Below are 25,000 nucleotides of genomic sequence, written 5' to 3'. Positions count from 1 at the left end.
ATATCATCCATATTTTTATATTTGTATGAATTATAGATATAAATATATTTAATTCAAATCATATATCAGTATGTCCCCTGATATATATACAAAGGAAAATTATTAAAATATATTATCAATATTATTTTTTATAGAGCTGTTAATAGAATTGATGCTGTTGAAACAATTTTCTAATCTGTAAAATATATAAGAATCATCTTTTATTGTATTTATTTTATTTTCTTCATTATTATTAAAATCATCTATTTCATTTCTAAAAAGTTTTGCTGTATTTCCTAATATATTTGTTATATTTTCAATAAATATCAGCATATTCTGCTTATCCTCTTCTCTATTATAGGATTTAATTAATGATATTATCTGCTCAGCTTCAAGTATAAATTTATCATTACTTTCAATTAATGAATCAGTTATAGGAGTTCCTTTATATCTAGTTTGATTTTTCTCATGTATTATAATGTTATTTTTTATCATGTATGCCTTTAATATAATTTCATACAAGTACACAGAAGTTTCTTCATTATTAATAGCTTTTCTTATTTGATTAATAATTATAGTATCTATTTCTATAAGTTCGCTTATTTTATCAACCATTCCTTTATGGCTCTCAGTTCTTATGATAAAATGATCAAATATCCACACCATAGACAATGCTATAAGTATAAACCCAACTCTTGATGATGTAGAAACTAACTTAGTCATATATGGAAATGATGATATTAATGCTGACACTGTTCCGTATATCTTTTTAAAAAATCCATTGACAGATGATAATGACAAAACAAAACATACTCCTATAGAAGGTATAATCATTTCATTTGGAACATATTTAAAAACTGCCGCAAATATCAATGCTCCTAAAAAATTACCAAATACATCTATTTTTAAATTTGCTTTCTGCTCTTCATAAAAAGGATAAATCATAATATAAGAAAGTATAGGAAGCCAGTATCCTCTGACTGCAATCTCATCAGGAAGAAAATATCTTATGGTAAAAGATATACACATTATTATACCCATTTTTAAAGCAAATCTAAAATGGCATTTATTAATATTAAACTCTTTTTTTAATCTTATAAATTTTAAATTAAATACCCTTTTTATCTCAAAATCATCCTTTTTATTTTCAAACATCCTATATAATATTCTGTTGAGTTTCCTTACAGCGTATATCCATTCATAATTTGATTTCTCATCGCTTAATGAATAATTATCATAAAAATATTTAATACCAGAAATAACAGAATTAAACTCTTTTTCCTTCTTAGATATATCATGCTTAAGCAAATTAGATATTCTATCCATTAATTTGGAAAGCTGCAGAAAATAATTCAAATCATCATCATTTAAAATGCACATTTTTTCGTATTCTTTTTTTATAAGCTGATTGATCTCTTCTAAAAATAATACTAATTCAAAATGATTAATATTTCTATTATTCATAATGCCGTGTCTTTTTAATGAGTCAACATATATAGCTGAAGTATAAGAATTTATTATAGAAAATAATTCATCATTCTTTCCCTTATCTAAAGAACATGATTTATTGTATAATGATAATAATTTTTTGCTTATTATCTTAATACTGCTTGAAGCAAGATTATTAGAAACTTTATGCTTAGTTAAAAATTTATTTAATACCAAAAATATAAATGATACTAATAATGCTGTAAGTATAGCCTCCATTCTTAAATGTATATTGGATATTGGTATATTATATGCCTGCAGCAGAACATAAGTAAACCCGTATATAAAATAATTTCTAGGAACAAAATCATCGGATAATAGAAAAACTACGCAGAAAGGCACTATAAAATTAAACAATATTATAAAAACTATATTCTGTTCTGCTATAGTAGCTAAAAAACCCAATAACAATATTCTAAATGCCACAGCAGGAAAAGATGAAACAGTAAAACTCTGCCTCATAAATGCACATATAAATATAGTAATTATGCCTATAGTGGAATTTTCTCTTCCAAACAGATTATTGGATATAACAAGTACAAACATGCCAGTAAGAACACTCGGAATAAAATCCAATGCTCTTATCAAGAATGCTTTTATAATATTTATTTGTTTTTTATAAAAAATAAGCATTGAGATTCTTGAATATATTTTAATTTTTATTATACTTATATGATAAAAGACTATATTATAAATATAAAATAGTCAATAAAAAATTAAATATTGCCGATACTAAAAAATAACATATTGTATATAATCTTGGGGGTAATTATATGGCTGCTACAATCATAGAACATGAAGAATATCCATCAGTAGTGGTTATAGAGTATAACAGCTTATACAGAAATGAATTAGAAAATTTTATACGTAATATAAAGATAAAAGATAATAAAGAGGTTGTTTATACAGACCCTTATTTCTTTAAAATACTTCGTACTAATAATACAAATATAGGATTATTAACTATAGACGGCAGGATACACGGATATTACTATATAGGAAAAGATAATGTATTAAAATATATATATATGAATTATCCGTATAGAAGAAATGGTTTTGCAAAATTACTTCTAACCCATGCCATTAAAACTAATCCTAATATTCAATTTGAAAAAAATCAAAATCAGGCTTATACTAGATTGATAAGTTCGCCTATATTTGAGGATGTGCTTAAAGGAAATTCATCTGGTGCATTTGATAATAGCGGTTCAGGCGGTATGGATACATTTGAAGATTTAAGCGGAGGCGGCAGCAAAGAAGGAGAACTTACATTATTTTAAATTTAAAAAAAATAATAGTTTGTTTTATATTATTAATGCCTCATCCATTAATTTCATGTTCGTACTGCATCAAATCAGGTACTGAACATCCGCAAATTGAAAAAAAAGTAAAGGTCTATAAACTTATAAATATGCATACAGCTATGAATATTACTATAAGTATAGATGATAATAAAATATACGGAAAATCTGCTATAAATGATTATTGGGCTGACTGTACTATTAACGGCGACTTAATTTCAATAGCTATGATAAAAACAACAAGAAAAACTGATAATGCTCAAAAAAGAAAAGCGGAAGGAGATTATATATCAATACTTCAGACAGCATATTCTTTTAAAATAGAAAACAATAACCTTTTTATATATACAACATTCATGGATGAACCGCTTATATATGAAGAAATTCAGTAAAAAAGGCTATGCTAATTAATAAGCACAGCCTTTATTTTTTATTTTATCCGTATATTATTGTCATTATATATCTGACAAACTCGGCAACTAAAAATATCATAAATATAAAACCTAAGAATATCCAAGATTTTAAAGTACGTTTTCTAGTTTCCTTTTTATTAAATTCTCTTCTAAAAGGATCATTATTATCATCATATTCCATAATAAAACCCATCAAACTTTTTTCAAATATTTTTGTGTATCAACAGCAACAGCAGCTATGATGATAGCACCTTTAATTATATATTGCATGTATGGAGAAATACCAACGAATGTCATACCATAGTTAATAACTTGGAATATTAATACACCAGATACAATACCTAATATAGAACCAATACCGCCAGAGAAAGAAACCCCTCCAACTACACAAGCAGCAATAGCATCAAGCTCATAACCATTACCCAAATTATTAGTAGCAGAACCAACGCGAGCAACCTCTAATGAACCAGCTATACCATATAAAGCACCAGCCATAGTATAAACTATCATAAGAGTAACAGGAATATTTACACCAGAAACAGCAGCAGCTTCAGGGTTACCTCCTACCGCAAATATGTTTTTACCTAATTTAGTTTTATTCCACACAACCCACATTATAGCTGTTATTATGATAGCAAATATAATTAAATATGAAATAGTATAACTTCCCAATTTAATACCGCCTTGAGCTAAGTTAGTAAATCTAGGATCAAGTCCACCAATAGGCTGAGCACCATAAGGAGGTCTGTCAAAATAAGTACTAGTTACACCATAAAGTATAAGCTGCATACCTAAAGTAGCAATAAATGGAGTTACATATAATTTAGAAATGATAAAGCCATTTATAAGTCCGAATACCATAAGTATAAGCATAACTAAAAGTATAGGAAGTATAACAGGAAGTACAGGTAAATCAGGATACATTCTAGTAGGGTTAGAAGTAGATTGTAATAAAGAAGCACTTACAACAGCAGCAAGTCCTACAGCTCTGCCTGCACCTAAGTCGTTACCTTGAGTTACCAAAAGAGTACCAATACCTACAGCTATTATCATACGAGTAGATGCCTGAGCAAATATATTTAAGAAGTTACTTAATTTGAAGAAACTAGGGTCTTTAATGATAATACCTATAATTATTAACAGTAATGCCGCAAATATAGCATTGTTTAATACAAATGATTTAATAGTTTTAATGTTTATTTTATTTTTATCCATGATTAATCCTTTTAATTAAATTATAAATATTTAGCAGACAATGCCATAATTTCTTCCTGATTAGTGTTTTTAGTTTCAACAATTCCAGCAACACGTCCGTTGCTCATAACCATAATTCTGTCAGTTATTCCTAACAATTCAGGCATTTCAGAACTAACTACTATTACAGCCTTACCAACTGTAGCTAAATCTATAATAAGTCTGTATATATCATATTTTGCCCCAACATCAATACCGCGTGTAGGTTCATCAAGCATAAGAATATCAGGCTTGCTTAAAAGCCATCTTCCTAAAATAACTTTCTGCTGATTACCTCCTGATAATGACTGTATAGCAGTTTTCTCAGAAGGAGTTTTTACCTGCATACTGTCTATTACCCATTTGGTATCTTCATGCATTTTTTTATTATCTAAAAATCCGAATTTATTCCTATAATTATCTATATTTGCTATAGTGGAATTAAAATTGATAGAAAGCATGCCGAATATGCCAGTCTGTCTTCGCTCTTCAGTTACTAAAGCAAAACCATTTCTAATAGCTTTTCTAGTAGAAGAGTTATTAACTTCATGATCCATCTTTATTACATGTCCTGAAGATAAAGTACGCATGCCGAATATACTCTCTAAAACTTCAGTTCTCTTAGCTCCGACAAGTCCTGCTATTCCAAATACCTCTCCTTTTCTAACGCTAAAATTAACTTCCTTAAGAGAAGGTTGATAGAATGCTGTAAAATCTTTTATTTCTAAAATATCTTCAGCAGGGGTATTTGTTTTTTCTGGGAAGCGGTTAGTAAGATCCCTTCCTACCATTTGTTTTATTATCATATCGGTTGTTAATTCTTTTGCAGGAGTAGTGGCTACATATTTTCCATCCCTCATTATTGTAACTTCATCAGAAATTTGTAAAATTTCTTCCATTTTATGAGATATATAAATCATACCAACGCCTCTGCTTTGAAGTTTTCGTATGATCTTAAATAATTTAGCTACCTCTTTTTCAGTTAATGAACTTGTAGGTTCATCCAATACCAATATTTTAGAATTATATGAAACAGCCTTAGCTATTTCAACCATTTGCATTTCAGATACGGATAATGTAGAAACTTTAGTTCTAGGGTCCAAAGGTATTTCCAAATCATCAAATATGGCTTTAGTATCATCATACATCTTCTTCTCATCAACTAATCCGAATTTAGTAGGATATTTTCCAAGCCATATATTATCAGATATATTTCTCTGTCTAACCTGATTTAATTCTTGGTGAACCATTGCAACACCGTTATTTAAAGCCTGTTTAGGTGAAGTAAAATTAACTTCCTTCCCATCCAATAATATTGTTCCGCTATCTTTATGATATATACCAAATAGACATTTCATTAAAGTAGATTTACCAGCACCATTTTCACCCATAAGTGCCACAACTTCGCCTTCTCTTACGGTAAGCTGAACATCGTCCAATGCTTTTACACCTGGAAAAGACTTTGAAATACCTTTCATTTCAAGAATAACTTTTTTATCCATATATATAAAACCTTTATAAAATAACTAAAAACTTAAAATATTAAAAAAACAGGGATATTAGATAAATAATACCCCTGTCAATAATAAACTATTTATTATTTATAAGCTTCTTCAGCAACATTTATATTATCTTTAGTTATAGCAACATAAGGAACACGAACTGCTTTAACTTCGTCTAAAACCCAAGTAGTTCCATCTAAAGGATCTTTTCCAGCAGCTGCGTTTAAAGTCAAATCTACAAGAGCTTGAGACTGACCAACTGGGTCATTAAGAACAGAACCTGCAACTGTTCCTTTTTTGATTTCATTAATCATTTCTGGAATAGCATCTACACCTACTATAGGTATAAATTTAGCAGGATCTCCGCCTTCTAAATTATATCCTAAAGCCTGTACAGATTGTAAAGCACCTAAAGCCATAGCATCATTATTACAGAAAATATATTCGATTTTGTTGCCGTGTTTTTGCATCCAAGCATCAACTATATCTTTAGCTTTTGCAGTATCCCACATAGCTGTTTGTTCTGGTTCTAATCTTTCTACTTTAAGACCATTATTAGTGATGTATAAAGTAACATGGCTAGTTCTAGCTTCAGCATCTGGGTGTCCTGGTTCGCCTTTTAATAATACGTATTGTATGATACCATCGCCGTTTCTATCCCAAGTAGGATTAGCTTTCCAAGTATCTACAACGATTTTTCCTTGCATATCGCCTGATTCTTCAGGAGTAGTACCTACATACCAAGTTTTATCATAGCTAGCCATAGCTTCAGCACTAGGCTGTTTATTGAAAAATATAACTGGTATTTCTTTAGCTTTAGCTTTAGCTATTATAGTTTGAGCAGCCTGAGGGTCTACTAAATTGATAGCTAATGCTTTTGAATCTTTTTGAATCATAACATCAACTTGGTCATTTTGCTGAGCTTGGTTATTTTGTGAATCATTGATTATTAAATTTGCTTTTCCGCTCATTCTACTTTCAATGTTTCTTCTGTAGAAAGACATAAAGTTGTCATCATAACGGTAAATTGTTACTCCTATAGTAGGACCGTCTGCAGCAGCATTAGAAGATGAAGCTCCGCCTCCGCATGATATTACAAAAATAGAAGACATTACCAACAATGCTCCAGTAGCAATAAGTGACTTTTTCATATATGAAAACTCCTTAAATTAATTAATATTCTCTAAAATTAAGTATATAAATTTTATCTAGTAAATCAAGTAAAAAACATATTAATTATATAAATATACAAAATGATAATTCTTAATATCACAAAAATATATTATTACATTATTTTCTAATTTCATTCAAATTTGATGATGTTATAGGTTTATAATGAATTCTAACAGCTTTATTATTATCTAATATCCAGCTAGTTCCGAGTATAGGATTCGCATTGCCTTTAAATAAACTAAATGATAAATCAGCAACAGCCTTTGCCTGAGAGAATCCGTCATTAAGAACAGTGCCTACAATATTTCCCTTAGATATTTCCTGCACTGCTTCATTTATAGCATCTATCCCAACTATAGGAATATACTTGTTTGAATCTCCAATATTATATCCAAATGACTGTAAAGCTCTCAAAGCACCTAAAGCCATAGAATCATTATTAGCAAAAATATATTCTATTTTTATGTCAGAATCTTCTAAATTATTTGAAATAAAGCTGTCAATAATTGTTTTAGCTCTGTCCCTATTCCACATAGCTGTTCTTTGTTCTAATATATCAAGCTCCAAACCACTATTTTCTATAAAAGAAATTAAATTTTTTGTTCTAACATCAGTATCATAATTACCCGGCTCTCCCTGCAGTATAATGCATTGTATCTTTCCATCCCCATTCTTATCCCAATTAGGATTGGCTTTCCAACTGTCAGTAATTATTTTTCCCTGCATATTAGCTGCCTCTTCACTGAAAGCACCTACATACCAAACTTTATCATAACTATTCATAACGGATTTATTCGGAGCTTTATTAAAAAATATTATAGGAATGTTTTTTTCTCTAACTTTATTAATTATCGTTTCAGCTGCCTGAGAATCAACCAAATTAACAGCTAAAACTGAAGCACCTTTTGAAATATATTTATCTATTTGTTCATTTTGAACGGCTTGATTATCTTTTGAATCGCTTATAATATATTTTACTTTGCCTGAAAGAGATTTCTCTAAATTAACCTTAATATAATTTGCAAAAATATCATCACCGCGATATATAGTAATTCCTATAAACGGCTCTTTAGATGAGCAGGCATTTAAAAATAAAATAGTAATAAAAACTGTCAATATTGCGGTAATAATTTTTTTTATCATACGCTTCTCCTTAAATTAATTTATATATATTATTATAATAAATTTATCAATAAATATCATATTATTTGAAACATATATATAAAATTATTTAAAAAAATAGGCAATTAGTATAATTTAAGTATACTATATTGCCTATATAAATATATCTTTTTTATAAATTATTTATAAGCATCAAGAGCATCATCAATATTATCTAAAGTAATTGCTCTATAAGGTACTCTTACAGCTTTAGCATCATCTAATTTATATTCTGTTCCAGAAAGAACATCATTTCCATTAGCGGCATTAATAACCATATCCACAATGGCCTTAGCCTGATCTTTAGGACTTTGTAAAACTGTACCTACAATAGTACCTTTTTTTATTTCTTCAATAACTTCCGGAATAGCATCTACCCCTACTATAGGTATAAATTTATTGCTGTCGCCTATATTATATCCTTCTTTTTGAATAGATTTTAAAGCACCTAAAGCCATAGCATCATTATTAGAAAATATAAACTCTATAGTGTTTCCATATTTTTTTATCCAAGCATCAGCAGCATTTTGTGCCTGAAGTATATCCCAATTAGCAGTCTGCTCATCAAGTTCTTCTATTTCTATTCCATTGTTAGTTAAAACATATTTTATTCTCTCAGTTCTAGCCTCAGCATCAGGGTGTCCTGCTTCCCCTTTCAATAATACATACTGTATTTTACCGTCGCCGTTTTTATCCCAAGAAGCATTTGACATCCAAGATTTAAGAACTATATCTCCCTGAATATCTCCTGATTCCTCACTCAAAGTACCAACATACCATGCTTTATCATAAAGCTCCATATCAGCTTTGCTAGGCTCTTTATTAAAGAATATCACAGGAATTCCTGTAGGTTTTATTTTGTCAATCATAAAGCTGGCTGATGAAGGATCAACTAAATTAATAGCCAAAGCATCAACATTTCTCTGAATGGCAGCATCAACCTGATCATTTTGTTTTACCTGATCATTTTCCGAATCATTCATTATAAACTTCGCTCTGCCGTTTAATAATGTTTCTATATTCCTTCTCATAAACGAAATAAAATTATCATCATATCTGTATATTGTGATGCCTATTTCTATTTCTCCGTTATCCTTTGATTCTGCACTGCATCCTATTAATACAGAAATAATTAAAAAAATCAAAATTGCCTTGTTCATAAAAAACTCCTGCATTTATATGAATAATATTTTATTGTATAAAAAAAAACTAATAAGTCAATAAAATTGCCATATTTTATTTAATAAACTTATAATTTTTGAAATTAGATGTCAAAATATATAAATTTAATCTATGCTATTTACTATTATAAATTCCTATAGCCCTTTCCAAATTGGACGCAGTTACTGGTATATACGGTATTGAAATATATTTATTATTATCAAAATTAAAATGCGTTCCGTCTAAAGGAGCTTTCCCATTTAGTATATTTCTCGAAACAGCACATAATGCCTGCGTCTGAACTGAAGGATTCTGAAGTACAGTAGCAAATATCCCGTAATTTTTTATCTCGTATAAGCATTCTAAAATACCGTCAATGCCGACTATAGGTATATAATTAAGCATTCTGCTGCTGTTATTAAATCCGTATTTTTTTAAAGCGTCTAATGCTCCCAAAGCCATATAATCATTATTACAAATTATATACTCTATTTTCTTTCCATATTTAATAAACAGCTGTTCAACAGTACCCATAGCTAAATCTCTTTTACCCATAGCAGAAACTTCGGCTAAAATATCAAGTTTAATATTGTTAGAGGCTATATATTTTTTCATATATTCAGTTCTGTTAATCGTATCTCTGTCATTTGTATCGCCTTTTATTATAATGCATTGGATTTTGCCATCCTCATTTTTATCCCAATTTAAACGCTCTCTCCAGCTCTCTGCTATAAGCCTGCCCTGTGCAATTCCAGCCTCATCGCTTTTGCCTCCGATGTACCAAACCTTATCATAAGTTTTCATAGAATCAAAATCAGGTTCTCTATCAAAAAATATTAATGGTATATCATTAATGCTTACCTTATCTATTATCTTTTGTGCCTGATTCTTATCTACCAAATTAACGGCAACAATATTAACATTCTTCTTCAAAAACATATCTATTTGAGCATTTTGCGTAGCCTGACTATTATATGAATCAACCATCAATAAAGAAAAATTATTTCTGGCATTCTTTTCCAAATACTGCTTCAAATATTTTGTATAATCATCATCATATCTGTACAATGCTATGCCAATTAAAGAATTTTTCTTTTGAGTGTAAAGCAATATAGAAGATGATAATATTATAACTAATATAAATAAAAATAATTTCTTATTGATCATTGTTTATTCTCCTATTTTTTTAAATTATAGTTTAATAGATTTTATTGTCAAGCAATTATAATTTTTTATTAGAAAAAAGCATTAATATATGAATTATTCATACATAAACATAGCATCGCCATAAGAAAAGAATCTGTAATTATTTGCTATAGCTTCTTTATAGGCATTCATTATATTATCATAGCCAGCAAAAGCACTAACCATAGCCAAAAGTGTTGAATGCGGAGTGTGAAAATTAGTTATTAAGGAATCTACACATTTAAATTTATAAGGCGGATAAATAAATATATTTGTAGAGCCTTCTAATCTGTTAAAACTATAATTATTATATTCACTTTCCAAAACCCTAGAAACTGTTGTGCCGCAGGATACTATTCTACTTCCATTTTTCTTAGCATTTATTATTATATCGGCACTTTCATTAGGTATTATAAACCTCTCCTCATGCATAACATGATTGCGTAAGTCATCTTCTTTCAAAGGATTAAATGTAGAAAATCCTACATGAAGTGTAACATAGCAAACTGTTACTCCAATATCTTTTATCTTGTTTAGAAGTTCTGATGTAAAATGAAGTCCTGATGTTGGGGAGGCTATACTTCCTTCATTTTTGGCATACACATTTTGATAGAACTCCTTATCCTTATCATTATATTCTTCTTCGCCTTTCTTTTTTCTGCTCTGTATTATATAAGGAGGAAGAGGAACATTGCCTATACTATTTAATATATAAGAAGTTAACGGTTTTGAAAATTTTATTATTTTTGTTGATATATTATCTGTTTCTATCAAAGCCTCAATATTTCCTACATTATCCAAATAATCATAATTTAAATATAAAATATCTTTTTCTTTTATATTTTTACCCTTTATCAAACATTCCCAAATGCTGTCATCATCATTAACTTTATTAAGCAGTAATATTTCAGCATTGCCTCCTGTATTTTTTTTGGCATATATTCTTGCTGGTATAACCTTACTGTCATTTAATACCAGCACATCATCGCTATTCAAATAATTTATAATATCAGAAAAAATTTTATGCTCCAATTTTCCTGTTTTTTTATTTAAAGTCATTAATTTACAATGATCCCGCTCATAATTTGGAGAAGTCGCTATTAAATTTTCTGGTAAATAAAAATTATAAGTTTCTTTATTTAAATAATCTATCATAATTTAAAACGTTACTATTATTTTTCTCTGTCTTAAAAATTTTGTAAGATTCTTTTTTGTAACAGAACTTGATTTTATTATGGCATATTCATCGTTAATCTTAGTCATCAATATACCCTTTCTCTTAGCCTCATGTATAATCTCTTCTAATTTATTCGAATCTTTTATAACTATTAAAGTAATATTATCATATACTGATGAGATAATTCCTCTATCGTACCATCTTCTAATACTGGTTTCAATATGTTTAGGCATATCAACATTATTATCTTCTAATACAGATTTTAAAATCTCCAAAAATTTTTCAAAATAATATTCAGAGCAGTTATCAGTAATAATAGTCTTGCCTCTTAAGATACTCTCTTCTGTCATAGTGTAAGTATAAACTGTTTCCTGCTTATCTATATCGAAATATAAATTACACATATATATAAAATCATTATTAAATAAATAGTGATTAATTAAAGTTATTTCAAAATTTCCATTTATAAAGCATTTTTTATTATTATCACCAGCATTATTTAAAGAATTTCTCAAGGCTAAAATGGCATTCTCATAAAAAGATACCTCTATAATTCCTAATATAAACATTGAAAATATAACATTATTATAAACCTCAGCAGAAATGGATATATTAAATTCATCTTTTAATTTTATATATAATGATGATTTTGATATACTGCCATTTTCTAATATTTTTAATACTTTCTTATAATAATCAGAATAATTTTTATAAATAGTTTTAGATATAAGTTCTATTCTTCCTTCTATTGTATTTGACAAATATTTTTTTATGCTGTCATAATCTAATGAAATATATCCTTTGGAATCAACTTTTATTAAAGATAATTTTGAGCATATATTAATCATAGAAGAAGATTCCAAATTATTAGTTAAAAATTTAATATTTATATCATTAACAGTTAATTTTTGAACATCGCATTCATATATAAAAATATCTATATCATTTAATATATTAAAATGATTATATATAAATATAGAACTGTCTATACTGTCTTTTAATGTTTTATCCAAATTCCCTAGAACAGTGTTATTATTAATACCAATATAACATGAAAAATTATCATCAAAATAAATAGAAACTATATTAGCCTTGCATAAAGCCAATAATTCATCATCATCTATTTTGGTTTTTGAATATTCTAAAATACCGCCGTTTTCATAAATATTAATTATCTTTTGCAGATATTTTTTATAAACATTAGCAGAGTAAGGCCCATCTATATAATCTGTTATTTTAACTATATCTTTTAATATAATACTGGATATGATAGACTTAACTTCAGGAAGAAAATATAAAGTATCATCATGCGAATTTAATCTTCTTCTTTTTATTTTTAAATATAATAATCCTGATTTCTTTATTTCATCTACAGAATTAAAAAACATAGGAAGCTGCTTTTGAGTATATTTAAGAGAATATGCTATATCTATGGAATTTAATTCTTTGTTTTCATTTTTTAGTATATAAAGAATTATATTTTTGGCTTCTTTTGATAAATTATAAAATTTAAAAGAAACAATCGATATATTTGAAGATTTATTTTTTAACTCTTCAATATTCTTTGCTTTCCAAATTTTTAATAATTCTTTTATAGTATCTTGAGAAATTTGTTCATACATAATAATTATTCTTATTTAATTATAAAATACTTAAAGAAACCCTGCTCAACATCATCAGGTCTTTTTGACTGTATCCATGCAATCATAGGCTGACCTTTTATATGTCTGTACGGAACAAGCCCCCACATTCTGCTGTCGCAGCTTTGATCCCTATTATCCCCCATTACAAAGAAATAATCTTCAGGAACATTGTATATATATTCATTGGGTCTGTCTTTAGTATTAGGAACATATATATTCATCCAATACCATAGTTTTATATCATCGCTTACTATTTTATCATTTATATAAACCTCAAATGAGCTAAGATCATTATAATAATCAGCTCTGTCAACTAATTTTTTAAATATTATAACATCTCCTTTTTTAGGTACATAAATAGGTCCGTATATATCTATTATAGGTACAAATTCTCTGTCATCTCCATAGAAAAAATATCCCCATTTATCCTCTATTTCATTTCCATTAATAATAATTTTTTTCTCTCTGATTTCAACAGTTTCTCCAGCAGTAGCTATAACACGCTTAACGAACTCTTTTCTAGGGTCTAAATCCACAGTTTTGAGTCCGAAAAATAAAGGAGCTGGTGCTAAATGCGTTCCTCCTGTAAGTTTTTCTCCTATATAATCGGCTAATAAAAATCTAGGGTCCCAAGTAAAAGGCGTTATGGCAAATATCATAACTGGAAGTTTAAGAAACTGAACTAATGGAGAAGGCTCATAGTAAGGCATAGCTGATTCGCATCCAAAAGAAGCTGAGGGAGGAGCTCTGAATACTACTAAATCACCCCTTTGAGGTGATTTAATTTTTGGAAGTCTGTAGCCTAAAAGCCCGTCTGTAAAAGGCAGCTTTACCCCATATACAAATCTATTTGCAAATAATCTGTCGCCAGGCATGATTATCGGTATCATTGATCCTGTAGGTATTTGATAATTCTGTATTAAAAAAGTATTTATTATAAGTACAATAATTATTGCATATAAAATTTCCTTCAATGTATGCTTAATATTTCTGCATTCGCCTACTATTGTTTCTGTAATATTTTTTATAGGATTTTCCATTTAATAAACACCTCATAAGAAATATTGATGTAAAAGTATATAATAAAACTGTTAAAATAGCAATTATATAAAATGAATTTACTTTAAAATATAATAAATATATTTAATTATGATTAATACATAAACATTTAATATTATTCCCACTCAATATTTTTTTATTTTTTGTATTACTTACCGCACGCAGAATAAAGTCAAAAATACATATTTATTTTAAATACAAATTTATATTATATTACTAATTTTATTAACCGTGCGTTAATAAAATTCCAAATTTAATAAAAGCTAGGGCGGGTGTGCTTTTATAATTAAATAATAAGATTAATTAAAATGACATTTTTAATAAAAACAAAAAATTTATATGGGCGGGGTATGTAATAAATTTTAAAATTTACTTAAAACATAATTTTGTATTAAAAGGAAAATAAGTACTATATTAATGTAAGTCAAATAATAATCATTAGGCTTATTAATTTTAATTTAAATAAATGAAAGTATGATATCTATAGTCATATAACAATATTTTAATTACTATATATGGTTATTTTTTTATTTTTGTATTATAATAGTTGTAAAAATTTTACTGATAAAGAAATCATCATTATGAATAATTTAATAAATGAAAACAGCATAGTACACAAATTAACAAAAATATATGAACAATACGGATATAAAAAAATTAAGTTAAGCAAATTTGAAGATTATAATCTATACAATAATTATAAAGATTTTCTTCAAACAGAACATATATTAACATTTATGAATTTGAATGGTAATTTGCAGTCATTAAGACCAGATGTTACTTTATCAATAGTAAAAAAAATACTAAAAGATAATGATAAATACACAAATAAGGTATATTATATAGAAGATATTTATAAAATAGATGAAGTATCAAATGAGTATGAAGAAATACAGCAGCTTGGAGTTGAAATAATAGGGACTTTAACTAAATATTCAAATTTAGAAATAATAAGTATGGCAATAGACAGCTTAAAATCTATAAATAATGAATATATATTAGAAATATCAAGCATAGACTTCATGTTTGCTCTTATAGATGAACTTAATTTAGATGAGGATAAAAAGCTTGAAATCTTAAATTTAATATACAGCAAAAATAAGCATGATTTAGAAAAGACATTATCAGCAAATAATATTAATGATAAATACAAATATTATATACTATCATTAATAGATTTTTCGGGAAGTTTCAAAGAAGTTATAAATAATATAAAAGAACTAATCATTAATGAAAAAATGCAAAATGCCTATAATGAATTAGATACTCTATCTGCTGTATTTGAGCTTTATAATAATTTTGATAATATATTTATAGATTTTTCTATAGAAAGCAAACTTGGATATTATAATGGAATAATATTCAAAGGATATATAAAAGGAAATAATGATGCTGTACTTTCAGGAGGAAGATATGATAAACTTCTTGCTAAATTCAATGCCCATGAAATAAATGAAAAAAATAAGAAAAATGCAATAGGATTTGCAGTTTATATGGATAAATTATATACACAAAGCATAAGCAAAAATGAATATGATTTTGATATGCTGATTTTATATAAAAGCGGAGAAGAGAGAGTATTATTAAGTAAAGTTCATGAATTCATAAAGAATGGTAAAAAGGTAAGAACCGATATATATACCGATAATTACAATACAAATTATAATTATAAAGAAAAATATATCTTTGAAAATAATTCTTTAATTGAAAAAACTTAATCCTTTTTCTCATCAAACAAAATTATTTTAGTTACAAATGGATGAACTTTTACTATAGTACCATCGCTAAGTTTAGATTGTAATAAAGTTTTTTTGGTGCTTTCCATGTTCAAATTGTTAGACATATAAATACCTCCATTAACTTAGTATATAAATCATAATTAAATTGTCAAGAAAATATGTGAAATTTATAATATTTTTTAAATTTTATTAGTAAATATAATCATATTTAAGAGAAAACATTTCATTTATTTTAGATTTTATAGAACAATAATACATTCAATGATAACAAAAAATTATTAAGATTACTATTTGAAAAAATATTTTATTATATTATAATAGTATACAAAAAATGATAAAAAGAATATAAATTATGATTAATATAGCATTACCTAAGGGAAGATTAGTAAATAAAGTATATACTCTATTTGAAAAAATAGGTTATGAAAATAAAGAAATACTAGAAGATAATAGAAAACTAGTATTTGAAAACAAAGATAAAAATGTAAGATATTTAATAGTAAAGCCGTCTGATGTTGGAATATATGTTGAGAAAGGGGTAGCTGATATCGGCATTGTTGGAAAGGATATACTTCTTGAAAATAATCATGATGTATATGAGCTTCTTGATTTAAAATTCGGAAAATGTAAGGTTTGTATGGCTTCTGTTAATGGATATAAAGAAGATATTGAGAGAAGATTGAGAGTTGCTACAAAGTATGTCAATATATCAAAAAATTATTTTAATTCTATAAACAGAGATGTTGAGATAATAAAATTAAACGGTTCTATAGAGTTAGCACCTATACTCAATTTATCCGATGTGATAGTTGATATAGTAGAAACAGGAAGCACATTAAGAGAAAATAATCTCGTAATTATAAGAGATATTATTGATTATATAAGTGCAAGACTCATAGTTAACAAAGTAAGCTATAAGTTTAAAAATGATTTAATAAAAAAAATAGTACAAAATATAGAAGAAGTTTTATAAGGAATTAGTGTTATGATAAAAGTAATTAATTATAAAGAATGCAAATCATTAGATGATATATTATTAAGAAGTCAATTCAGCTATGATGATGTTAATGAAAAAGTAAAAACAATACTTGAAGATGTAAAACAAAACGGCGATAATGCATTAAAAAAGTATGCTGAAATGTTTGATAATGCTAAAATAGATAATTTAAAAGTAACAGAAAAAGAGATAGAAGAAGCGTATAATAGAGTTGATGAGAAGTTTAAAGAAACATTAAAACTAGCTTATAACAATATAGAAAAATTCCATAAAAAACAATTAAGAAACAGCTTTATAACAAACGAAGAAGACGGTATTGTTATGGGACAGATTATAAACCCTATAGAGAAAGTAGGAGTTTATATACCGGGCGGTACAGCAGTTTATCCTTCAACTGTGCTTATGAATGTTATACCTGCAAAAGTTGCTGGAGTAAATGAAATAATATTAGTATCGCCTCCAAATAAAGAAGGAAAAATAAATGATAATATATTAGCAGCAGCAAAAATAGCAGGAGTAAATAAAGTTTTCAAAACAGGAGGAGCTCAGGCAATAGCGGCTTTAAGCTACGGTACAGAGTCTATACCAAAAGTGTACAAAATAGTAGGGCCAGGGAATATATATGTTGCTATGGCTAAAAGACTTGTATATGGAGAAGTGTCTATTGATATGGTGGCTGGACCAAGCGAAGTATTAATAATAGCAGATGAAACTGCAAATCCAGTACATATAGCTTCTGATATGCTTGCACAGGCTGAACATGATAAATTAGCCTCAAGTATATTAATTACAACAAGCAAAAGCATATCAGAAAAAGTAAAAGAAGAATTATATAAACAGTTAGAAAAATTAAGCCGTAAGGATATAGCAATGGAATCTATAGAAAATAACGGCAGAATAATAATAACTGAAACTATAGATGAAGCTATATATATAAGCAATGAAATAGCCCCAGAGCATTTAGAGATAAGTATAAAAGAGCCATTCTCAGTATTGAGCAAAATAAAAAATGCAGGTTCAATATTTTTGGGAGATTATACTCCTGAAGCATTGGGAGATTATTTATCTGGTGCTAATCATGTAATACCTACAAGCGGAACAGCAAAGTTTGCTTCTCCTTTATCAGTAGATGACTTTATAAAAAAATCTTATATAACCTACTACACTAAAGATGCATTAGAGAAAGTAAAATACAATATAATTAACTTTGCAGAGCATGAAAGTTTAGAAGCACATGCCAATTCAGTAAAAGTAAGGTTTTAATTATATATGAGCTTTAATATAATAAAAGGCGATTGTTTAGAAGTGCTTGATACTATAGAAGAGAACTCTATAGACATGATATTTGCCGATCCGCCTTATAATCTTTCAAATAATGGAATAACTTGTCATGCTGGCAAAATGGTTAGTGTAAATAAAGGTGAATGGGATAAAAGTTTGGGTTTTGAAGAAGATGTTTCTTTCCATGAGGCTTGGATATCAAAATGCAAAAGGGTTTTGAAAGATGAAGGCACTATATGGATAAGCGGTACTAATCATAGCATATATAAATGCGGATATTTACTAGAAAAATTAGGATTTTATATATTAAATGATATAGTTTGGTATAAACCTAATGCTGCCCCAAATTTAAGCTGTAAGGTATTTACTCACAGCCATGAAACTATTCTTTGGGCTAAAAAAAATAAAAATGCAAAACATTATTATAATTATGATCTTATGAAAAATATGGATTTTGAAGATGATAAATTAAAATCTAAGGGTAAGCAAATGAGAAGTGTATGGTCAATATCTGCACCTTCAAAAAGTGAAAAAATACATGGTAAACACCCTACTCAAAAACCATTAAAACTTTTAACTAGAATAATATTAGCATCAACAAAAGATAATGACACTATTTTAGATCCTTTTAACGGTTCTGGTACTGCAAAATAATAGGAAACCGAAATTATATAGGTATAGAAATAGATGATAGAGGGTTTTATGAGCAGTAATTCTTGGAAAGCTATATTTGATAAATATAATATAAATAATCATAATTTTGATAAAGAACCATTTTATATTAATGCTAAAATGATAAAGATTTTAAGACAACTTCTGAAAAAGAAGTAAGAATTTTATGCAAACAGGATCATAGAGAAATCAGACCAGATATATTCATAGAAAAAGAATTATTCATATTTCCTATAAAAAACGGATAATATACTTAAAATTATCAAATTTGCTGCTAATTTTTTTATTCAACTTTTCCCGCCGCAAAAAGTTGCAAAAAGTGCAAGCATAGAAATTAGTATATAATCATACTAATTATGTTTTACATATAGGATAAATTACCAAATTTAGTATAAAATATATACTTTTTGCTTTTTATGCCATACCAATGTAAAAAGAAGCTGGTGACCTACAAAAACCTGTAAATATATAAATTTAAATAATCCATTTTTTAACAAATTATAATTGTTTAGGTATATACCCACAAATTTCTTCTTTACATCAAAACATTAATTGTAGTAATAACATTAATAGAAGCTGAGAGTTTAGAAACAAATAAGATAATAGTTTATTTTACAATTAATGTTTTTATATAAAAAAGCTAAATATTATATTGTAAAATAAATATTAACTATCTGTTATATTGGCATTCTTCTGCCATCTGTTGGATTTCAAATAATACATGCTGAATAAAGTATTTATTATATAGCATATCCCCATAGAAAACCATATACCCATAAGTTCAAATTTAGGTGATAGACTATAAGCCAAAATAGTTCTTAAAATAAGAGTTGTTGAAGTTGTAAAGATCATTATGACAATAGTTTTGCCTGCTCCGTTAATGACGCCGTTGCATACAAACATTATAGAATAAAAAACAAATATAGGCATTATAGTATAAATATAGCTTTTAGCATATTCAAATACATGAATATCTTTTGTAAACATTCTTATAAGCAAATATGGATTAGTAATAGAAAATATGCTCATAATAGATGAAATTATAAGTCCTATTATAATACCGCTTTTAAAAATTTCTTTTACTCTTTCTATCTTTTTAGCTCCTATATTCTGTGCCGACATTGTCATTACAGCATTACCCAAAGCAGCTATAGGCATGATAAATAATGACTCTACCCTATTTACAATGGCAACAGTTGCACTAGCTGCCTCTCCGAAACTGCTTATGAGCCTTGTTATAATAAGCCAGCCGAATGATACTATAAATTGATTGAATGATATTGGAATGCCTAATTTCATTATTTTTTTAGTCATCTCTAAATCAAATGTAAATACAAAAGGATTAATCTTTATAAAGCTGTTTTTTATCCTTAAATAAGTTGTACTGATTAATACAGAAGTAAATTGAGATATAACGGTTGCTATCGCTGCACCTTTAAGTCCCATTGCAGGAATTATCCAAAAGCCTTTTATTAGTATAGGGTCTAATATTATATTAAGCACAGATGATATAATTAAAAATATTAAAGGACGTACTGTATCGCCTACTGCCCTAAGTATGGATGATATAAAAAAGTAAGCATAAGCAAAAGGCAAACCTATTATAGATATTCTTAAATATATTAAAGCCATATCCATAGCATTTTCAGGAGTATTCATTATGATTAATATTTGTCTTGAAAATATAAGCATTAAAGAACCTACTGTAAAAAGTATTATTACTCCCAATGTAGTAGATACTTTTATTACATGGCTTACAGTATCATAATCTTTAGCTCCGTAATACTGCGAAACTATGACTCCGTTAGCCATATTTACACCGAAGGCAAAAGAACCTATCAATAACATTATTGGAAAACTTACAGCTACAGATGAAAGTCCAAGAGGTCCTATAATATTGCCTATCCAAATACTGTCAACTATATTATAAACAACGCTTAATATATTAGAAAGCAGTATTGGTACAAGCAACTTTATAAGAGTTGGAACAACTTTTTCTTCTGTAAGATCTGTACCTATATGATTAGCCATACTTCTTTTATTACCTTAAATTAAACTGATGCTTATTATAAACTATATAATAAAAATCATAAGCTAGGGATGGCGTTATATTTTCTAATAAGATTAAAAATAAATAAAAAGCAGAAAATACAAAAGACATTAATAAATATAAAGGGCGTGGAGTTAGAATAAAATTTAAAAAATTATTTACATATCCCACCCTGTTTTCTTTATTACTTTATTATGAATATTTAATTACAATTATTTTACTGCTTAATTAAAAACAGCATCCCCACCCAAGCTATGATTAGATTGAAGAAATTTGTTTAACGCACGATTAATTTTGTATAATTATTGCAATAAAAAATAAAACAGAATTTAATTTTATTTTTTGTTTTAATTACCGTGCTTTATTATAAAGCAGGTGCATGCTTTCCTTTGTTAGGTCCGTTAGGATGTTTTAGACAATAACCATTTACTAATGACTGTAAAGATTTATTTTTAGCTCCGCAATACTTACAAAAATATTCAGACTTTTCACCGCCTTCATAAAGTTTATGCTTTCCCTTGTTAGGACCATTTGGATGTTTTAGACAATAACCACTTGTTAGTGAAGCTATAGAAGAATATTTAGCTCCGCAGTATTCACAGTAAAAGTTTTGAGCCATAAAAAGCCTCCTTAATTTTTATTATAATTTAATTATATATTATATTTGCGACAAAAACTGTCATAATTTTTTATTTTTAATATTTTGCAAAATAAAAGGCTTTACTCAAAAAACTTCAAGCAAAGCCTTTTAACTAAAAATATGATTGATTATTTTTTATTACATACGATATTTTGACCTACAATATCATTTGCTTGTGTATTTTTTGTAAATCTCACTGTTACAGAAGAACCATCAGAAGCAAATTTTAAAGTACCTGCCGCATCACCAATTCCAGAATAAAAATTATAATCGGTACCTGAACCTGTTACATTCATATATCCTGGATAAGAAGGTTCTGATGTATTGCTGTTATAACCATAAATACCAACTGTACCATCTTTTATTGAAACCCATAAATATACTTGGCTGCCATTTATAGTAGATGCCGATACATAGGAATTACCGTTGAATTGTTCTATACCTGAAGAACCTGTTTTGTCCTTATTAGAACAGCTTACTGATAAAATACCTACCAAAAATAGGCTTAAAAAGATTGTTAATAATTTTTTGTTCATAAATGAAACTCCTTTAATTAATTTTTTATTAAAAACATTTTTATAAACCCAAAATATATTAAATGGTTATTTACATTTAAATTCAAATTAAAATGTATTTATAAATTTATTATACTATATAATATTTTTAAATTTAAAGCAATATAAATTTACACTTTTTTATAGAAATTAGATTTACTATTAAAATTAATACTACTGAGTACCTTTATATATCATTTCAAAAAGAAGAGTTTGAAGCGTTTGCAAAATCAATAAATAAAATTCAAGACATCATAAATATTTGTACAAGTCTTATATTTTATATTTAGAGAGTAAAAATATTATAATTATTAATAAATGAAATTTCATGAAGTAAGAATAATTAATTCTAAACCTTCAAAACCCAAGTCTTTTTTGACGAAAAAAAGTTGATAAATAAAAAACTTTGTTAACCATTCATATACTTATTTTTATTAATATTCCTCTATCAAAACAGTAAATATAAGAGTTTTTAATATTAGTATTGTTTCATACTATTTGAGAAAAAAATATCTATTTCCAATAACAAAGCTTTGAAAATCAATAAATAAAATTCCAAATATAATAAAGACTTTAATTACGAAATAAATTAGAATTTCAAAATAAACTGCAAATATTAAAGTGATGGGTATGTAATTAAAGTTTTAAAATTTAATTACATTTGCCCACCCTATATATTGTTAATCTAATCTGTGATTTTTGTATAACTTTTCTTTTTAATTTTAAACTGTGATTATAACACCCACCCTAGATTTTTTTAAATTTATTACTGCTATTACCGCACGCAGAATAATATTTGTAATATAAACTAATTTTTAAATTATAATTTAAATTATTTATAAAATTTGATTAACCGTGCGTTAATGGAATTAAAAACTAAAATTTATTTTCTAACTATATAATAAAAAAGGCATACATAAATTAATATGCATGCCGTTTAATTTCAATTATATAATTTTTAATCTCTGCTTCTTAGTTTAGATAAAAGTTTTAATATCTCTAAATAAAGCCATACTAAAGTAACAAGAAGTCCAAAAGCAGCATACCATTCAAAGTATTTAGGCATATTATACTGCTCACCTTTCTCCATAAAATCAAAGTCTAAAAGAAGATTTAAAGAAGCAATAAGAACTATTACAATGCTTATTCCAATGCTTAAAGGACTTGAACCGTATAAGAAAGGTATTCTCATGCCAAAGAATGACATTATAAAATTAACTAAATATACAATACCTATACACAAAGTAGATACTATAATAACACTTCTCAATTTTTCAGTTACTCTTATTATTCTAAATCTGTATAATACTAACATTATAAACAGATCCAAAAATGTAAGAAATACAGCCTGAACAACTATACCATCATAAGCAGCATTAAATACATAAGAAACAGCACCTATAGCAACACCTTCAAGTACAGCATAAAGTATAGAAAACACTTTAGCTAATTCTTTTTTGAAAGTCATTATTAAAGCTAAAACAAAAGCACCTATAGATGATACTAAAGCTGCAGGATAAAGAAGTTTAGGATTAGAAGCCAAAACAAAAAATACACTTACCATAGCTGAAAGCATAAGTATCAATGTGAGTATTATTGATTTGTTAATTGCTCCATTAAGAGTCATTGTTTTATCATTTTCATAACTTGATGCATAATTAAATGCCTTATCTGATAATACTGGATTTGCCATAATATTAAAAACCTCCAAAATTGTTTTTATTCAACTCTTTATTATATAATAAGTCAAATAAAAATACTAGTCTAAAATATAACTTATTATTTTAAATAAAGTAATATTTTATACATGATAAAACCATGCTATAATTTTTATAAGAAAAATTAAATTCCTTTATCTTCCTCATCTTTTACTATTTTCTTCATAAGAACTAAACCAATTAAAGTTAAACCAAGTAATATAAGTTTATTAAGAATTGCTGTTATTAGCTGACTAATTATAAATGCTATTAAAAAAGATACAGCATATTTTGAAAAAGTATTTGGAAGAAAAGAAGCATTTTCTAATTTAAGATTATAAATAAGTAAAGTAAGCAGAATAACAATTATAACAGTAAGTATAGAACCTGATAGTATAGAAATTGTCATAATTTTTTTATTCACTTTTTTCATTATTGCTATGTTCGCCTCGCCTATAATAAGCAAATAAATAATTTTATTTGCTGGCTTCGGCTCTCCTACATTATTGCTATGCTCGCCTCGTCTATAATGCAAATAAATAAATTTATTTGCTGGCTTCGGCTCTCCTACATTATTGCTATGTTCGCCTCGACAATAATAAACAAATAAATAAATTTATTTGCTGGCTTCGGCTCTCCTACATTATTGCTATGTTCGCCTCGACAATAATAAACAAATAAATAATTTTATTTGCTGGCTTCGGCTCTCCTACATATATTGCTATGTTCGCCTCGACAATAATAAACAAATAAATAAATTTATTTGCTGGCTTCGGCTCTACTCCATATATTGCTATGTTCGCCTCGCATATAATAAGCAAATAAATAATTTTATTTGCTGGCTTCGGCTCTACTCCATATATTGCTATGTTCGCCTCGACAATAATAAACAAAT

Annotated in this window: 25 protein-coding genes; 7 read left to right on the top strand and 18 right to left on the bottom strand. The window is 27.2% G+C overall.

The features are described from left to right. Positions 1-102: 102 nt before the first annotated feature. Entirely contained in the window at positions 103-2,100 is a 1,998-nt protein-coding gene (locus Q0J69_RS09340) for an FUSC family protein (protein WP_297206621.1), read from the bottom strand. A 140-nt stretch (positions 2,101-2,240) separates the two neighbouring features. Between Q0J69_RS09340 and Q0J69_RS09335 the strand changes: the two genes are divergently transcribed. Then, positions 2,241-2,747, top strand: coding sequence for a hypothetical protein (locus tag Q0J69_RS09335; RefSeq protein WP_297206619.1), 507 nt, complete (start codon positions 2,241-2,243; stop codon positions 2,745-2,747). A 35-nt stretch (positions 2,748-2,782) separates the two neighbouring features. Further along, positions 2,783-3,160, top strand: a complete 378-nt coding sequence (locus Q0J69_RS09330; protein ID WP_297206617.1) for an META domain-containing protein — start codon at positions 2,783-2,785, stop codon at positions 3,158-3,160. Positions 3,161-3,203: 43 nt separating this feature from the next. Here the strand turns inward: Q0J69_RS09330 and Q0J69_RS09325 are convergent, their stop codons facing one another. From Q0J69_RS09325 to lepB, 10 genes are all read right to left on the bottom strand, one after another. Continuing rightward, positions 3,204-3,362: a hypothetical protein gene (locus tag Q0J69_RS09325; RefSeq protein ID WP_297206615.1), complete on the bottom strand. Its 159-nt coding sequence runs from the start codon at positions 3,360-3,362 to the stop codon at positions 3,204-3,206. An 11-nt stretch (positions 3,363-3,373) separates the two neighbouring features. Continuing rightward, positions 3,374-4,396: a galactose/methyl galactoside ABC transporter permease MglC gene (gene mglC, locus Q0J69_RS09320; protein WP_297206613.1), complete on the bottom strand. Its 1,023-nt coding sequence runs from the start codon at positions 4,394-4,396 to the stop codon at positions 3,374-3,376. 20 nt (positions 4,397-4,416) lie between these two features. Then, positions 4,417-5,916, bottom strand: a complete 1,500-nt coding sequence (mglA, locus tag Q0J69_RS09315) for a galactose/methyl galactoside ABC transporter ATP-binding protein MglA (protein ID WP_297206611.1) — start codon at positions 5,914-5,916, stop codon at positions 4,417-4,419. A gap of 95 nt (positions 5,917-6,011) precedes the next feature. Next, positions 6,012-7,067 (bottom strand): galactose ABC transporter substrate-binding protein, encoded by a 1,056-nt coding sequence (locus tag Q0J69_RS09310; RefSeq protein ID WP_297206609.1) that lies wholly within the window; start codon positions 7,065-7,067, stop codon positions 6,012-6,014. Positions 7,068-7,206: 139 nt separating this feature from the next. After that, positions 7,207-8,232 (bottom strand): galactose ABC transporter substrate-binding protein, encoded by a 1,026-nt coding sequence (locus Q0J69_RS09305; RefSeq protein ID WP_297206607.1) that lies wholly within the window; start codon positions 8,230-8,232, stop codon positions 7,207-7,209. 158 nt (positions 8,233-8,390) lie between these two features. Beyond that, positions 8,391-9,410, bottom strand: coding sequence for a galactose ABC transporter substrate-binding protein (locus Q0J69_RS09300; protein ID WP_297206605.1), 1,020 nt, complete (start codon positions 9,408-9,410; stop codon positions 8,391-8,393). Positions 9,411-9,546: 136 nt separating this feature from the next. After that, positions 9,547-10,578, bottom strand: a complete 1,032-nt coding sequence (locus Q0J69_RS09295) for a galactose ABC transporter substrate-binding protein (RefSeq protein ID WP_297206603.1) — start codon at positions 10,576-10,578, stop codon at positions 9,547-9,549. A gap of 93 nt (positions 10,579-10,671) precedes the next feature. Next, positions 10,672-11,751: a tRNA preQ1(34) S-adenosylmethionine ribosyltransferase-isomerase QueA gene (gene queA / locus Q0J69_RS09290; RefSeq protein WP_297206601.1), complete on the bottom strand. Its 1,080-nt coding sequence runs from the start codon at positions 11,749-11,751 to the stop codon at positions 10,672-10,674. A 3-nt stretch (positions 11,752-11,754) separates the two neighbouring features. Continuing rightward, positions 11,755-13,395, bottom strand: a complete 1,641-nt coding sequence (locus Q0J69_RS09285) for a hypothetical protein (protein WP_297206599.1) — start codon at positions 13,393-13,395, stop codon at positions 11,755-11,757. Positions 13,396-13,406: 11 nt separating this feature from the next. Then, on the bottom strand, positions 13,407-14,456 hold the full coding sequence (lepB, locus tag Q0J69_RS09280; protein ID WP_297206597.1) for a signal peptidase I: 1,050 nt from the start codon (positions 14,454-14,456) through the stop codon (positions 13,407-13,409). Between the two features lie 612 nt (positions 14,457-15,068). Here lepB and Q0J69_RS09275 point away from each other — a divergent pair. Continuing rightward, positions 15,069-16,193 carry an ATP phosphoribosyltransferase regulatory subunit gene (locus Q0J69_RS09275; protein ID WP_366030548.1) on the top strand — a complete coding sequence of 375 codons (1,125 nt, stop codon included), beginning with the start codon at positions 15,069-15,071 and terminating at the stop codon, positions 16,191-16,193. On the opposite strand, the gene Q0J69_RS09270 is transcribed toward Q0J69_RS09275, so the two are convergent. Next, positions 16,190-16,318, bottom strand: coding sequence for a hypothetical protein (locus Q0J69_RS09270; protein ID WP_297206594.1), 129 nt, complete (start codon positions 16,316-16,318; stop codon positions 16,190-16,192). The genes Q0J69_RS09275 and Q0J69_RS09270 overlap by 4 nt on opposite strands. 248 nt (positions 16,319-16,566) lie before the next feature. Between Q0J69_RS09270 and hisG the strand changes: the two genes are divergently transcribed. Genes hisG through Q0J69_RS09250 form a run of 4 tightly spaced genes read left to right on the top strand, consistent with a single transcriptional unit; the run spans position 16,567 to position 19,323 of the window. Further along, positions 16,567-17,187, top strand: coding sequence for an ATP phosphoribosyltransferase (hisG, locus tag Q0J69_RS09265; RefSeq protein WP_297206593.1), 621 nt, complete (start codon positions 16,567-16,569; stop codon positions 17,185-17,187). A 12-nt stretch (positions 17,188-17,199) separates the two neighbouring features. Then, positions 17,200-18,474, top strand: coding sequence for a histidinol dehydrogenase (gene hisD, locus Q0J69_RS09260; protein WP_297206592.1), 1,275 nt, complete (start codon positions 17,200-17,202; stop codon positions 18,472-18,474). A 6-nt stretch (positions 18,475-18,480) separates the two neighbouring features. Then, entirely contained in the window at positions 18,481-19,146 is a 666-nt protein-coding gene (locus tag Q0J69_RS09255; RefSeq protein WP_297206590.1) for a site-specific DNA-methyltransferase, read from the top strand. A 48-nt stretch (positions 19,147-19,194) separates the two neighbouring features. Next, entirely contained in the window at positions 19,195-19,323 is a 129-nt protein-coding gene (locus Q0J69_RS09250) for a hypothetical protein (RefSeq protein ID WP_297206588.1), read from the top strand. 507 nt (positions 19,324-19,830) lie between these two features. Here Q0J69_RS09250 and Q0J69_RS09245 read toward each other — a convergent pair. From Q0J69_RS09245 to Q0J69_RS09220, 6 genes are all read right to left on the bottom strand, one after another. Then, positions 19,831-21,195: an MATE family efflux transporter gene (locus tag Q0J69_RS09245; protein WP_297206586.1), complete on the bottom strand. Its 1,365-nt coding sequence runs from the start codon at positions 21,193-21,195 to the stop codon at positions 19,831-19,833. A gap of 383 nt (positions 21,196-21,578) precedes the next feature. Continuing rightward, entirely contained in the window at positions 21,579-21,833 is a 255-nt protein-coding gene (locus Q0J69_RS09240; RefSeq protein ID WP_008722815.1) for a hypothetical protein, read from the bottom strand. A gap of 149 nt (positions 21,834-21,982) precedes the next feature. Then, on the bottom strand, positions 21,983-22,390 hold the full coding sequence (locus tag Q0J69_RS09235) for a hypothetical protein (protein ID WP_297206581.1): 408 nt from the start codon (positions 22,388-22,390) through the stop codon (positions 21,983-21,985). Positions 22,391-23,366: 976 nt separating this feature from the next. Beyond that, complete coding sequence (locus tag Q0J69_RS09230) at positions 23,367-24,101, bottom strand: Bax inhibitor-1/YccA family protein (RefSeq protein WP_297206579.1); 735 nt, start codon at positions 24,099-24,101, stop codon at positions 23,367-23,369. 149 nt (positions 24,102-24,250) lie between these two features. After that, the gene (locus Q0J69_RS09225; protein WP_297206577.1) at positions 24,251-24,640 is read right to left on the bottom strand and encodes a hypothetical protein; all 390 of its coding nucleotides are present in this window, start codon (positions 24,638-24,640) and stop codon (positions 24,251-24,253) included. A gap of 103 nt (positions 24,641-24,743) precedes the next feature. Then, positions 24,744-25,000: hypothetical protein (locus Q0J69_RS09220; RefSeq protein WP_297206575.1), on the bottom strand; the 257-nt coding region annotated here is incomplete at its 5' end.

The sequence above is a fragment of the uncultured Brachyspira sp. genome, from assembly GCF_944388875.1.
In the GTDB taxonomy this organism is placed as follows: domain Bacteria; phylum Spirochaetota; class Brachyspiria; order Brachyspirales; family Brachyspiraceae; genus Brachyspira.
The sequence above is the reverse complement of the archived record's forward strand: the minus strand, read 5'-3'. Positions and strand labels throughout refer to the sequence as shown.